Origin of the sequence: Comamonas sp. MYb396, assembly GCF_037479555.1 — a bacterium.
In the GTDB taxonomy this organism is placed as follows: Bacteria; Pseudomonadota; Gammaproteobacteria; order Burkholderiales; family Burkholderiaceae_C; genus Comamonas.
Genome location: NZ_JBBGYU010000009.1, coordinates 67908 through 81162, shown reverse-complemented (window position 1 = coordinate 81162; position 13255 = coordinate 67908). Strand labels below are relative to the sequence as shown.

General features: G+C 61.2%; 14 protein-coding genes. 4 read left to right on the top strand and 10 right to left on the bottom strand.

The annotated features are described in order from the left end of the window. Positions 1–1455, top strand: coding sequence for an Asp-tRNA(Asn)/Glu-tRNA(Gln) amidotransferase subunit GatB (gatB, locus tag WH265_RS19360; protein ID WP_182344041.1), 1455 nt, complete (start codon positions 1–3; stop codon positions 1453–1455). Between the two features lie 47 nt (positions 1456–1502). Further along, positions 1503–2687: a hypothetical protein gene (locus tag WH265_RS19355; protein WP_339559374.1), complete on the top strand. Its 1185-nt coding sequence runs from the start codon at positions 1503–1505 to the stop codon at positions 2685–2687. Positions 2688–2941: 254 nt separating this feature from the next. Here WH265_RS19355 and WH265_RS19350 read toward each other — a convergent pair whose 3' ends face one another. The 6 genes from WH265_RS19350 to WH265_RS19325 all read right to left on the bottom strand — a co-directional run bounded on the left by WH265_RS19350 (position 2942) and on the right by WH265_RS19325 (position 7538). Next, positions 2942–3094 carry a transcription initiation factor TFIID subunit D10 gene (locus WH265_RS19350; protein WP_339559373.1) on the bottom strand — a complete coding sequence of 51 codons (153 nt, stop codon included), beginning with the start codon at positions 3092–3094 and terminating at the stop codon, positions 2942–2944. A gap of 384 nt (positions 3095–3478) precedes the next feature. Further along, on the bottom strand, positions 3479–4267 hold the full coding sequence (locus WH265_RS19345; RefSeq protein ID WP_339559372.1) for a hypothetical protein: 789 nt from the start codon (positions 4265–4267) through the stop codon (positions 3479–3481). A gap of 108 nt (positions 4268–4375) precedes the next feature. Continuing rightward, on the bottom strand, positions 4376–4534 hold the full coding sequence (locus tag WH265_RS19340; RefSeq protein ID WP_165841215.1) for a hypothetical protein: 159 nt from the start codon (positions 4532–4534) through the stop codon (positions 4376–4378). A gap of 41 nt (positions 4535–4575) precedes the next feature. Next, entirely contained in the window at positions 4576–4704 is a 129-nt protein-coding gene (locus WH265_RS19335) for a hypothetical protein (RefSeq protein WP_021026809.1), read from the bottom strand. Positions 4705–4965: 261 nt separating this feature from the next. After that, on the bottom strand, positions 4966–6156 hold the full coding sequence (locus tag WH265_RS19330; RefSeq protein WP_339559371.1) for a hypothetical protein: 1191 nt from the start codon (positions 6154–6156) through the stop codon (positions 4966–4968). After that, positions 6153–7538: a hypothetical protein gene (locus WH265_RS19325; RefSeq protein ID WP_339559370.1), complete on the bottom strand. Its 1386-nt coding sequence runs from the start codon at positions 7536–7538 to the stop codon at positions 6153–6155. The genes WH265_RS19330 and WH265_RS19325 overlap by 4 nt, the downstream gene beginning before the upstream one ends. A gap of 160 nt (positions 7539–7698) precedes the next feature. On the opposite strand from WH265_RS19325, the gene WH265_RS19320 reads away from it, so the two are divergent. Further along, on the top strand, positions 7699–8157 hold the full coding sequence (locus WH265_RS19320) for a PaaI family thioesterase (RefSeq protein WP_339559369.1): 459 nt from the start codon (positions 7699–7701) through the stop codon (positions 8155–8157). 58 nt (positions 8158–8215) lie between these two features. Beyond that, a complete protein-coding gene (locus WH265_RS19315; protein WP_339559368.1) occupies positions 8216–8770 on the top strand; it encodes a nitroreductase family protein in 555 nt (184 codons plus the stop codon). A gap of 63 nt (positions 8771–8833) precedes the next feature. On the opposite strand, the gene WH265_RS19310 is transcribed toward WH265_RS19315, so the two are convergent. The 4 genes from WH265_RS19310 to WH265_RS19295 are packed head-to-tail and all read right to left on the bottom strand — an operon-like array spanning position 8834 to position 13174. After that, entirely contained in the window at positions 8834–9925 is a 1092-nt protein-coding gene (locus WH265_RS19310) for an ABC transporter ATP-binding protein (protein ID WP_339559367.1), read from the bottom strand. Between the two features lies 1 nt (position 9926). Further along, positions 9927–10793, bottom strand: a complete 867-nt coding sequence (locus WH265_RS19305; RefSeq protein ID WP_239644950.1) for a carbohydrate ABC transporter permease — start codon at positions 10791–10793, stop codon at positions 9927–9929. Then, complete coding sequence (locus WH265_RS19300) at positions 10783–11790, bottom strand: carbohydrate ABC transporter permease (RefSeq protein WP_339559365.1); 1008 nt, start codon at positions 11788–11790, stop codon at positions 10783–10785. The genes WH265_RS19305 and WH265_RS19300 overlap by 11 nt, the downstream gene beginning before the upstream one ends. Before the next feature lie 19 nt (positions 11791–11809). Beyond that, on the bottom strand, positions 11810–13174 hold the full coding sequence (locus WH265_RS19295) for an ABC transporter substrate-binding protein (protein ID WP_339559364.1): 1365 nt from the start codon (positions 13172–13174) through the stop codon (positions 11810–11812). Between the last annotated feature and the right edge of the window lie 81 nt (positions 13175–13255).

Here is a 13255-nt window from a genome sequence, read left to right as displayed (position 1 = left end):
ATGACCGAAACAAGCATCAAGCTCATCAACGGCTACGAAGTGGTGATTGGCTTTGAAACCCATACCCAGCTGGCCGCCAACAGCAAGATCTTCAGCCGCGCCAGCACCGCCTTTGGCGCCGAGCCCAACACCCAGGCCTGCGCCGTGGACCTGGCGCTGCCCGGCACCCTGCCGGTGATGAACAAGAAGGCTGTCGAATGCGCCATCAAGCTCGGCCTGGCGCTGGGCAGCACGATTGCGCCCGTCAGCATCTTTGCACGCAAGAACTACTTCTACCCCGACCTGCCCAAGGGCTACCAGATCTCGCAGTTCGAGATCCCGGTGGTGCAAGGCGGTGAGGTGAGCTTCTTTGTCGGCGACCAGAAAAAGACCGTGCGCCTGGTGCGCGCCCACCTGGAAGAAGACGCGGGCAAATCGGTGCACGACGAGTTCATCGGCCAATCGGGCATTGACCTGAACCGCGCCGGCACGCCGCTGTTGGAGATCGTCACCGAGCCCGACATGGGCAGCACCGCCGAGGCCGTGGCCTACGCCAAGGAACTGCACAAGATCGTCACCTGGATCGGCATCTGCGACGGCAATATGCAGGAAGGCTCGTTCCGCTGCGATGCCAACGTGTCCGTGCGCAAGCCGGGCCAGCCGCTGGGCACCCGCCGCGAGATCAAGAACCTGAACTCGTTCAAGAACATGCAGATCGCCATCGATTACGAAATCCGCTGGCAGATCGAAGAGATCGAAGACGGCCGCGCGATCCAGCAGGCCACCGTGCTGTTCAACCCCGATACCGGCGAGACCCGTGCGATGCGCACCAAGGAAGACGCGGCCGATTACCGCTATTTCCCCGATCCGGACCTGCCGCCACTGGTCGTTGCCGACAGCTGGGTGCAGGCCGTCAAGGCCGAGATGCCCGAGCTGCCACGCCAGCGCGCCGACCGCTTTGTGGCCGACTACGGCCTGCCCGAGTACGACGCCACCACCCTGACCCAAAGCCAGGCGATGGCCGACTACTTCGAAGCCGCCGCCAAGGCCAGCGGCCAGCCCAAGCTGGCCAGCAACTGGGTGATGGGCGAGATCTCGCGCCGCCTGAACATGGAAGAGATCGGCATGGACCAGGTCAAGGTCAGCGCCGCGCAACTGGGCACCTTGATCGCCCGCATCCACGGCAATGTCATCAGCAACAACAGCGCCAAGCAGGTGTTCGAGGCGCTCTGGAGCGGCGAAGGCACCGACGTCGACGCCGTCATCGACGCCAAGGACCTCAAGCAGTCCAACGACACCGGCGCGCTCGAAGCCATCATCGACGAGGTGATCGCCGCCAACCCCGGCAATGTCGAGCAGTACAAGGCCGGCAAGGACAAGGCCTTCAACGCGCTGGTCGGCCAAGTGATGAAGGCCTCCAAGGGCAAGGCCAATCCGGGCCAGGTCAATGAGCTGCTGAAGGCCAAGCTGGCCTGAAAACGCTTATATCTGCTAAATTAAGCCTCCGTCCGGAGGCTTTTTTTATGAGCAATATTTTTACCCAATTAGCGCACAACATTAGAGATTTAATAGTCCAACTGGACGAGTTTCTTACAGACAGCAAGAGCTCCAAAATAGGCATTGGCCTTAAATCAGAATTAAACCGACATTTAAGTCATTTGAAAAACATAATAAAATCTAGAGACAACAATCCACTTCACATATATCACATATTTGTTGGCGCAAAAGATACTGCTTTTCTGATCGTGAATTCACTAGAAAAAGAAACGCAGAATAGTAATATTAACTTTAGCGCTTTAATATCTAAATTGAATTCTATCAGAGATAATATTAATAACATCTCTTCAGAGTCATTAAGCGAGTCTGATTTAATAGAGCAATTTGAAATCTATAAAAATGAAATTTCTAACTTAGTAGAAATTCATGGAGAATTAGATTCAAATAAATCAAATAAATCTATTAATCAAATCGAAAAAATGTTATCCGACTTAAAAGAAGATATCATAAAATCCAGAGCTGAATTATCAACCATTAAAGACTCTATATCCACCATAAAAGAGAGCGCAAAGGAAAACATAACATCTGCAATCGAAGAAATAAAATCGCAATCAGCTGGCAAATCAAAAGAATTGATCGAGTATATAAATACAGAAATACCAAAATCAAAAGACAGGTTACAGAATTTAAATAATCTTCATGGCACTGAAGCTGGAAATTTATTGGCGCAACATTATCAAAAGGCTGCCAAATCTGAATACCTATTCTCTAATATTTTCAGATTTTTAGTGATATGCTTTCTTGGCACCGCGATTGTCACTTCAATATTAGCACTTGGGAATATAGAATCATCTATAGAAAAATACAATTCAAACGCATTCATGAATAATTCGAATGATCGAGATTATATATTCTACGTGATTACAAAAATATCCATTGTTTTGATTTTACTTGCTGGTGCATCATGGCTTTCAAAAGAAAGCAACAAGCATCGCCAAAGAGGAAATGATTTAAGCAATAAAGAAATCGCGTTAAACACAATAGATTTATACTTCTCTTCTTTAAACAACAATGATCTTAATAAAGTAAAAGTAGATTTATCTCAGCATTTTTTCACAAATCAGAAAATAGATAATTCCGACAATGAAAATTTTGACCTAAATGATACAATTAAAAAACTAATTGAAAAAATTCCAAATCCAAAAAATTAACAGACAAAATTAATTAATTTAAGATAATTAAAATCACAATGGCGCGTTCAGCTTAAATTCATCTCAACGCCATCTACTATTCGCTAACGCATCTTGTATGAAAAATGACCCACAAAAGCGGGTCATGTATGAATATTTTTATAAAAGTGACAGCGGTGTATTAAATGGCATAACTACTGCACTACACAGCAAATGCCATAAAGCTTAGTCTTCATGAATTATCTCATGAAGATTATCAGTCCCACTGAGCACAGTCAGCGCTGCTGCTGAGAGCGATCTTGCTGACCAGGCTGCTTTTGCTGCGGCGACTGCTGCTGGTGCTGCTGCTCTTTTTGCGAGCCGGGTTTCTGGCCCGATTGCTGCTGGTTCACCTGGTTGGGATTGCGTTGGCTGTTTTGCTGATTCATAGCGTTAGCTCCTTCAAGATGATGACGGGGCGACATTGCCCTGCCATGGCTCTATAGTCGCGCTGCCGCCCAGGGGCCGGTGTAGGAATTGACGCGCCGCCTGCTTCGAGACGTTTCTCGCCGCACATTTTGCAAAGCCTCTGCAGCGCCTCGCCCCCTGCCACGGCGGAGCAAAGCACACATCCCTTTTCCGTCCTTCACAGAAGTACAAGCGAGGGATGCTCTGCAAAACCCTCGCCCAGCGGGATAGGCGCCGGATAGGGATGAGCCGCAAGGCGCCTTTTTGCAGTCAATAGCGCGCTATTGACAAGGAGGACAACGCAACGGATCGCCCGAGCCCGCGCTCAGACCATGGCAGGGAGTTTTGCAGCGGATCCCTATCGTCTACTCCCAGCGGTCGGCCATGTCGTCGGTATATCCCATGACCAGGATGCGCTGGGTTTGCAGCACCGCTGGCAAGGCTTGCCAGCCCGGATGGGCCAGCAACGCCTCATCGCCCGAGGCATACAGCGCCCGCAAATCCTCCACCAGCGCCTGTGCCTGCGCACCATCGGGCGGCTGTGGGCGGGCCAGCGCCATCCAGGCGGCGCCCATCGCGTACAGCTGGTAGCCATGCTGCTGCGCCAAACGCTGGTGGATGGCATGGTTCTGAAAGCTGTCCCAGTCGGCGCTGAAATAGCCATTGGGCTGGCCGGCGATCAGCGGGTCGTCACTGGCCAACGGCAGGCGCTGGATGTAGACGACATCGTCCAGCAGCAGATCGGGACTGCAATTGGCGGCCAGCAGTGCGTCGATATCGCTGGCGCTTACCGCCAGGCTGCCGCAGACATCGGCCCAACGTTGCGGGCCCTGGGCCTGGCGCAGCTGGCGCGCGCGGTGCTGCAGCGCCTGAATATCCCAGGCCGCCTCCTGCGCCGAGTCGTCCCAGTCCATATCCAGCGGGCTGGCCAGGTAAAGCCGGTCATCCTGGCTGGCATGGCCGCTGGTGTAGCTGCCCTGCTGGATATCGTCCAAGGTGCACAGATAGCGGTGCGCGGGGTCTGCGGCGCGCAGCGCTTCGACATGCGCCAGCAAGGCGGCCAGGCTGCCGACATCCTCCAACCACTGGTAGGCAAAGCTGTAGTTGGCGCGGCGGTAGGGCGGATTGGGCTGCGCGAAGAATCCGGTGTTCATCGATATCGGCTGGCGAGTTGGTCGAGAGCGCCAGTATCGCCGCGCGTGCGCTGCCGCGCCCACGAAAAAGCCCACATCGTGCGGGCTTTGGTGCAGGGGCTCAGAAGATCAGCACATCTGTGCGTTGTCCGGTGTCTTGGGCTCGGTGCCCAGTTGGCGCCGGTTGCACTTGCACTGCTGCTGCGAGTACTTGGCCTCGCGCAACGGCTGGCCCTGCTGAAGCGGCCAAGGCTGCTGCTTGGTCATCGGCAAAGGCAGTTGTTGCATGGGGTGCTCCGTCTGGTCTTCGTGGGCCGCGCAGTCGCAGACTACTTCTGCGATGGCTGCTTGCGGTCCTGCTGGCCCGGTTGCTGCTGCTTCGGGGATTGTTGCTGTTGCTGCTGCTCCTTTTTCTGGGCAGGCTGCTGTCCGGACTGTTGGTGGTTCTGCTGGCTCATGGCGCTTACTCCTTCAGTGTCAGGTTGGCGGCAGGAGCAAACGCCTGCCGTGAGGACATGGTGCCGCTGCGGGCTGGCGCTGGCTGTAGGAGTTTTGGAGATTCGTTTGGCTTTACGTAAACAGGCCGGTGGATTTGCAAAATTTCTTTACAAAACAGCGCTGTAGGCCGCTAAATAACTATCGTATTGCGCTGCACTTTTATCGTCCACTATCCACGTTGACCATGGGCTAGCCGGGCCGCGCATGCATGCGCTGATGCCTCAGTCTTCGCTGGCTGCCTCAAGCCGCTTTTGGGGCTGAAAGTCGACCAAGGTCTGGCCCTCGCTGTCGATCACCAGGGCCGGCAGGTTCATGCCGGTGCTCAGGTAAAAACCACCGGGCCAGGCCTGGGCCGCCAGGTGCTCGCCGTCAAACAGCAGCTGCGGCATCTCGCGCGTGGACTTGCGCCACACCACTTGCAGGCTGCGCGCATCGACGATCTGCAGCACCACCTCGGCGGCGGTGGTAGGGGTCTCGTCGTAGCGCATCAGCACCCGGTCCGCATTGCGGGCCAGCACCTCGCCGCTGAACTGCACCGGCACGCTGGCCACCGCTGCAATCTGGGTAATGCCCGCCTCGCGCAGCGCCTGGCGGCTGACGACAAAACCATCGCTAACTGGCTGGTAGAGCTTGGGGGCGGCGCGCACCTGCTTGTCGGCGCTGGAGTGCACGCTCAGCCGGGGCCAGCGCTCAAACTCGCCGGGCCGCACCTTTTGCGCAAACTGCAGCAAGATCATCGGCATGCCGTACTGGGCCACGTCGGTGTCAAAGTCGGCATAGTCGATGCGCGAGGCCGTCTGCGGGTACTGTGCCCAGGGGCGCTGCTGCCAGCGCTGCAGCCGCTCGGCCCAGGGGTAGAGCTCGCCACTGGCCCAGTACAGCGCATAGCGGTCGCCGGTATTGCTGGTCACATCCAAGAGCCCCGGCTCGCGTACCTCGCCAAACGCATATTTGGACACGCCTGTGCCCAGCTCGGCCGCAAAGCGCTGGCGCAGCGCGGCATCCATCGGCGCAAACGCGGTCTGCGCCGGCTCGCGCACCCACCAGTGCCGGTCATTGAGCAGCAGCGACAGCTGGCCATTGGCCTCGCTGCGCAGGCGGGCCGGCTGGCGCAGCTGGGCACGGGGCAGCACAATGCGCTGGGGCTCGCCCAGCAGCTGCTTGGCCTGCAGGTCGTTGTCCAGCAGCACAAACACATCGTCCTGCGCGGTGCTGTGCTTCATCACCCGCAGCATGCGCAGGCTGCCGTCCTCTCCTTGGTAGACGGCCGAGGCCGCCACATCGCCCAGCTCCTCGGCCTTGTCTGCACCCGATTGCAGCAGCTTGACCGTCGCGGGCACCAGCAGCGGCAGCACAAAAAAGAACAGAAAGCCCAGGCCCAGCGGAAGATAAAAACGCCGAGGAATGCTCACTGCGCGGCTCCTTGGGCCGCAGCCCCAAAGTCCTGCAGCACCTCGCCGTTATCGCCAATCAGCAGCGCGGGCTGGCGCATGTCATCGAGCAGCAAAAAGCCGGCGCTGACGGCCTGGCCGGTGACATACATGCCGCCTTCGCGCTGGCCCAGCGGGGGCAACTGGTCGATGGTGCGGCTCCACACCACCTGCTCGCTGGCCTTGTCCAGCAGCTGGATCACGCGCCCCTCCTGCCGCAGCGGCGTGGGGTTGTAGGCCAGCAGCAGGCGGCGCGCATTCTCGGCCATCACATCGGCATGGAAGCGCGGCACCGCCGGCTGCACCACCTTGATGCGCAGCAGGCCCCGGTCCTTGGTGGCATAGGGGCGGGTCGAGAAGCCATCGCCAATGGCCACATAGCTGCGCGGCGAGCTCTGCACCTCGCGGCTGTCGCTGGGCTGCAGGTCGTAATAGCCAAAGTAGGCCGGCTGGCCGGGCTCATGCCGCCACCAGGACTGCACCAGCAGCGCGCGGCCCTCCTCGCCGGTCGGGCGGGGCAGCGATTCATAGCGGTAGAAGGCGATCTCCTGGCGGTAGCCGGCCTGGGCCATTTCGTAGAGGCTGCTGCTGTCGGCCGCCGGCCAGATCTGGCCGATCAGCCAGTACACCAGGTATTTGCTGCCGCTGCGGCTGGTGACCTCCAGGCTGTCGGGCCGGTCGCGGCCCTTGGGCGCTACGCCCACAATGCCCTCGCCCAGCTGCGCTGCAAATTTCTCGCTGAGCTGGGGCAGCAGATCGACAAAGCGCAGGCTCGCCAGATCCAGCCGCCAAAAACCGCGCTCCCGCAAAAAGAGGTAGAGCTGCCCGTCCGAGAAAAACTGCAGCTCGGCCCGTCCGGAGCTGCCGGCCCAGGGCATGGCCATGCGCTGGGGCTCGCCCAGGCTGGCGCCGGTGGCCGCATCACGGACCAGCACGCGGTAGACCACATCGCCCTGCTCGCGGTTTTCAAACAGCTGCACCAGCAGGCGCTGGCCATTGCGCTCGATCAGCGTCGTCGCCTCGCTGCGGCCCAGCGCCAACGGCGCTGCCTTGTCTTGCCAGGCAGCGGGCAGCTTCAGCTGGAGCCCGGGTTTCAGCCGGGGCAGCCACCAGGGGATGGACAGCAGCATGGCCAGCAGCACTGCCAGCCAGGGCAGATGCCGGCGCAGCCGCGCCCCGCTGGCTGCGTCTGCCGTCGTGGACATGCCAGTGAAAACCTGGCCCTGCAGCTGCTCCAGCCGGAACTGCGCGCCGCACTGCAGGCAGGCAAAGCGGTCGCGCGCACCTGCGCTGCGGCAGTTCGCTGCGCCGCAGCGCGGGCAATACGGGGATGACAGAGAGGACGACGGGGGCCAGACGGGCATAAGCCAGCGATGATAAACCGAGGGCACAGAAGTGGAGGCAGCCGCTTTGCAAACGAAGCTGGGCGCCACTGCAGCGGCGACTCCCAGGTGTCAGCCATGCGGCGCGGCTTGGCGGCCCAGCCGCTAACATCCAAGGTTTTGAACCTGCTGCGCCTGCTCCATGACCACCACTGCATCCTCCGCTGTTGCCAACGACATTCCCGCCTACACCGTGGATGAGCCCGCCAACCAGATTTTCGGCCTCAGCATGGCCATGGCCGAAGCCTTCCTGCTCAAGGGCGAGGCGATCGGCAATGAGCGCGCCCGGGTGCGCATGCCCTACCAGAGGCAGTACACCAACAGCCGGGGCGACATGCATGGCGGCGCCATCGCCACCTTGCTCGATGTGGGCCTGTCCTGCGCCGCACGCGCGCATGATCCGTTGCGCTATGGCGTCATCACCGTGGACCTGACCATTCATTACATTGCACCGGGCAGCGGCGATGTGGTCTGCACGGCCGTTTGTGAAAAGCGCGGCAAGAGCCTGTCGTTTGTGCGCGGCGAGCTGCATGACGATGCTGGCAACCTGTTGGGCCTGGCCACCGGCACCTTCAAGCTGGTCGATAAACAAAAAATCTAGGCCTGCAAAAAACCGGCAGATATGGCATGCTGGCGGTCTTATTGCTCACTTTTTGACCATGACGACGCGCCAATCCACCCATGCCATCCATCCCCAGTTTCTGGACCGTTTCTCGCCCCGCGCCTTCTCCGGCAAGGCGCTGACCGCCAAGGACATCGAGACCATTGTGGAAGGCGCACGCTGGGCCCCTTCGGCCAGCAACAAGCAGCCTTGGCACTTTGCCTATTCGATCAACGGCGATGCCAACTGGCAGGCGTTTTCCACCATCCCCAACGAGTTCAACCGCCGCTGGTGCCTGAACGCCGGCGCCCTGCTGGTGGTGCTGTCGAACAAGGACGAGTCTCCCGCGCCCAGCTTTGACACCGGTTGCGCCTGGGGCTACCTGGCTCTGCAAGCCCATGCAATGGGCCTGGCCACCCACGCCATGGGCGGCATCGAGCGCGATGCTGCACGCGCCGTGCTCAAGCTCGGTGACAACTGGCAGGTCGAATGCCTGGTCGCCATTGGCGAGCGCGGCGACAAGTCCAGCCTGCCCGCTGACCTGGCCGAGCGCGAGACGCCCTCGCCCCGCAAGGCGCTGTCGGAAATCTTGACCGCAGGCCCCCTGGCTTAAACACCGGCACCCAGCAACGCAAAGGCTCCCGACTGGGAGCCTTTGTGCATTAGGGGCTTGGTATTAAGCGACGTTGAGCCGCTCACCGCTTTGCCGGTCAAACACATGCCAATGCTGCGGCGCCGTGTGCCAATGCAGCGCCTGGCCCGGGGCCAGCGCCAGGCGTTCCTTGACGGTCGAAATGAGAGGCTGCTGGCCAAAGCGGCTGACCACCTGGGTTTCGGCGCCGGTGGGCTCCACCACCTCGACGGTCGCAGCGCTGGTGACGACACCGCTCAGGGGCGCCACTGCCAGCTGCACATGTTCGGGCCGCACGCCCAGCCACAGCGCACGCTCGCCTTGCGCCTGCAGGCCGGGCAGCAGCGGCAGGCGCAGGCCATCGTCGGTCACCAGCTGCCATTCCCCCTGCGCCTGCTGCGTGCGGGCGGCAATCAGGTTCATCGAGGGCGAGCCGATGAACTGCGCGACAAAGGCATTGCGCGGCCGGTCGTACAGCTCCAGCGGCGTGCCCACCTGCTCGATCAGGCCATCGCGCATCACCACAATGCGGTCGGCCATGGTCATGGCCTCGATCTGGTCATGGGTCACATAGACCGTGGTGGTGCGCAGACGCTGGTGCAAGGCCTTGATCTCGGTGCGCATCTGCACGCGCAGCTTGGCATCCAGGTTGGACAGCGGCTCGTCAAACAAAAAGGCCAGTGGCTCGCGCACAATGGCGCGGCCCATGGCCACACGCTGGCGCTGGCCGCCCGACAGCTGGGCAGGCAGGCGGGCCAGCAGCGGCTCCAGGCCCAGGATCTCGGCCACCTGCTGCACGCGCTGCGCAATGGCCGCCGGCGCCTGGCGCTGCAGCTTGAGCGCAAAGCCCAGGTTCTCGGCCACCGTCATATGCGGGTAGAGCGCATAGTTCTGGAACACCATCGCGATATTGCGCTCGCGCGGCGGCACACCGTTGATGACCTGGCCACCCAGCACAATCTGGCCGCTGCTCACCTCCTCCAGCCCGGCGAGCATGCGCAGCAAGGTGGATTTGCCGCAGCCAGATGGGCCGACCAGCGCGACAAACTCGCCCTCGGCGATATCGAGCGATATGCCCTTGAGCACATCGTGCCCCTCAAAGTGCTTGCGCAGCTGTCTCAATGCAATCGAAGCCATCTCAGTCCTTGACGCCACCGGCGGTGAGGCCGTGAACGAGGTATTTGCGCACCAGCACCGTGAACAGCAGCACCGGCAGCATCACCAAGGTGCCGGCCGCTGCAATCTTGGTCCACTCCCAGCCGTCGTACTGCAGAAAATTGACGATGGCGACCGGCGCCGTCACCGCCTGGGTGCGGGTCAGAATCAGTGCGAAGAAAAAGTCGCTCCACGAGAAGATGAAGCACAGCACGGCGGTGGCCACCAGGCCCGGCCGGGTCAGCGGCAAGGTCACATGCCAAAACGCCGACCAGATGCTGCAGCCGTCCATCCAGGCCGCCTCTTCGAGCGCCGTGGGAATGGCCTCAAAAAAGCCCTGCATCATCCAGATCACGATGGCCAGGTTGAAGGTCAGGTAGACCAGCACCAGGCCCCAGACCGAGTCGAGCAGGCCCAGCCAGCGAAAGGCCAGAAAGAACGGAATCGTGAACGCAATGGGCGGCGCCATGCGCGTGCACAGCACCCACAACGCCACCTGGCGCCGCTGCTTGAAGCGCCAGCGCGACAGCGCATAGGCAGCGGGCACTCCCAAGAGCAGCGACAGCCCGGTGGACAGCACGCTCACCAGCAAGCTGTTGCCAAAGGAGCGCGCAAAGTTGTCCTGCCACAGGCCCGCAAAGGCCTCTAGCGTGGGGCTGAAGAGCAGATCCAGCGACAGCGCATCGCCCGCCGGGCGAAAGGCCATCTGCAGCATCCACAAAAAGGGCAACAGCACCACCATCAGCACCAGCACGGCGGCGGTGCTGCGCAGATGGCGCTGCAGGCCTTGCACGGCGCGTTGCCATACGGGCAGCGCAGGTGCTGCGTGGTGCCAGGTCTCAGCGTGCATGGGCATCTCCCTTGGCCCGGCCCAGGCGGCTGACCAGTGCGCTCAGCACAAAGATGATGGCCAGCATCACCACCGCAATGGCGCTGCCGTAGCCCCAGTACGAGAAGTTGAAGGCCTGGATAAAGCCGTAGAAATTGGTCACCTCGGTCACAGTGCCCGGCCCGCCATTGGTCAGCACATACAAGAGCGGAAAGGCTTTGAAGCTGTCGATCAGGCGGAACAGCGCGCAGACCACCAGGGTGCGCTGCAGATAGGGCAGCACGATGTAGACAAACACCTGCCAGCGGTTGGCGCCATCGATGCGGGCGGCATCGACCGGGTCGCGCGGCACCATCTGCAGCTGCGCCAGCACCATCAGCATCGTGAACGGGAACCACTGCCAGACATCGGCGGCCACAATGGCCCACAGCGCGGTGTCAGGGTTGGCGATCAGCGAGCGCAGCGGCCAGCCCCACTGCTCGAGCAGCGCATGCATGGGGCTGATGTCGGGCGTGTAGATGATCTTCCAGACCAGGGCCACCACAATCGGCGGCAGCACCATCGGGATCAGAAAGAACGTACGCAGGCCCGCCACCACCTTGCTGCTGCTGTGCAGCAGCAAGGCCAGGCCCAGGCCGACGAGCAGCTGCAGCAGCACGCTGACCGACGAGAGCTTGGCCTGCACCCAGAGCGAATCGACAAAGCGCTGATCCTGCAGCAGCTGCGCATAGTTGCCGCCAGGCTGCTCAAAATGGAAGGTCGCTGCCGGGTCGGTCAGGCTCAGCGGCGTGAGGCTCACCACCACCAGCGTGATCAGCGGCAGCAAGGTGATGGCGGCCAGCACCACCAGCGCCGGCGCCAGGCCCAGGCCATAGGCCCGTGCCGATTCGCGCTGCCAGTTGCGCTGCCAGTTACGCGACGCTGCAGCCGCAGCGGGCTTGCCGCGCGCCTGGCTGGGCAGCGGGCGCGCAGACCCCGTGTCGAGCGCCTGCGGCGCGAGAGATGCAGTGGGCGGCATGGCTGCGCTCCCTCGCTGCTCAGACCGAGACGCCAGCGCGGCGCAGCTCGGCAATCGACGCGGTCTGCGCCTGCTTCATCGCCTGCTCGGGCGTGCGCTGGCCGGTCACGATCAGCTCGATGGCCTTGTTGATCTGCTGGTCCACCTGCGGGTAGGCAGCCACGGTGCGGTATTTCATATGGCCTTGCTTGGCCGACAGCTCCACCGACGATGTCACCAGCGACGCGATGTCATAGCCGTTGACGCGCTGGCGCTCACGGTAGGCGGGCGAGTCGATGTCCGAGCGCCGCGTGGGCGAGCCATAACCTGCGGCCACGGCGCGCTGCAAGGTTTCCTTGGAAGTGGCCCAGCGGATGAACTGCCAGGCCGCATCCTTGTTCTTGCTGCCCACCGGAATGCCCCAGCCATGGATGGCCGTGCCCGGAAAGCGCCCGGCCACGCCCTTGGGCACCTGGCCCCAGGCCGCCGATGCTGCCACCTTGCTACTGGACTTATCGGCCAGCTGCGAGAGGTTGATCTGGCCTTGCACGCTCAAATGGCTGCGCCCGGCCTTGAGCGACTGCACGGCCTGGTCCGAGGTGTAGGAGACCACACCGTCGGGCCCGTACTCGCGCAGCAGGCGGGCAAAGTAGTCGGCTGCTGCTATCGCCTCGGGGCTGTCCAAGGTGGGGAACAGGTCATCGGGTGCCTTGCGGAACACATCGCCGCCAAAGGCCTGCAAGAAGGGGATAAAGGTCCAGCCATAGTGGTTGTCGGTGACAAAGCCGGCCGCGCGCTCCTTGCGGTTGAGCAGTTTGGCCGCTTCCAGCCAGGCATCCGTCGTATCGGGAAAGGCCAGGCCAGACTGCTTGAGCACATCAAAGCGCGAGGCCGCCGCAATCGTGACCTCGGCCTGCCAGGGGATGCCATAGAGCTGGCCGTCACGGCCTCGCTCGGGCGCCAGCGCGCCTTCGAGAAAGTCGCGGATATCAAAGCTTGCCGGCGTCTTGTTGGCGTCGTTGATATAACCATCGAGCGGCGTCAGCCAGCCCGAGTTGATCCAGCGGCTCGAATAGATGAAGGTGACATTGACCGCATCAAACGCCGCCCCCTTGGTGGACAGCTCCAGGTCAGCGCGCTGGTTGTAGACCGGAAAGCCGGGCGTGTCGAAGTTCACCTTGGCGCCGGTCGCCTCCTCAAACTCGGGAATCCAGGGCCGCAGCAGCTTGGAATACGGCGAGCTGTACAGCGAGGTATTGAGCGTTACGCCCTTGAGCGGCTTGCTGTCCAGCGCCAGCGCCGGAAAGCCCAGCATGCTGCCGGCGCCGGCCGCCAGCGCAGAGACCAGCAGCTTGCGGCGCGGCACCAGCAGGCCGCCTTTGTAGTGGTAGGTGGTTCGGGTCATGGAAACTCTCTGTGGTGCGCGCAGGCGGCCATCGCCATCTGCGATCAGGGTGTTGGCTGTTGGGAAGAAGCTGCGCCCAGG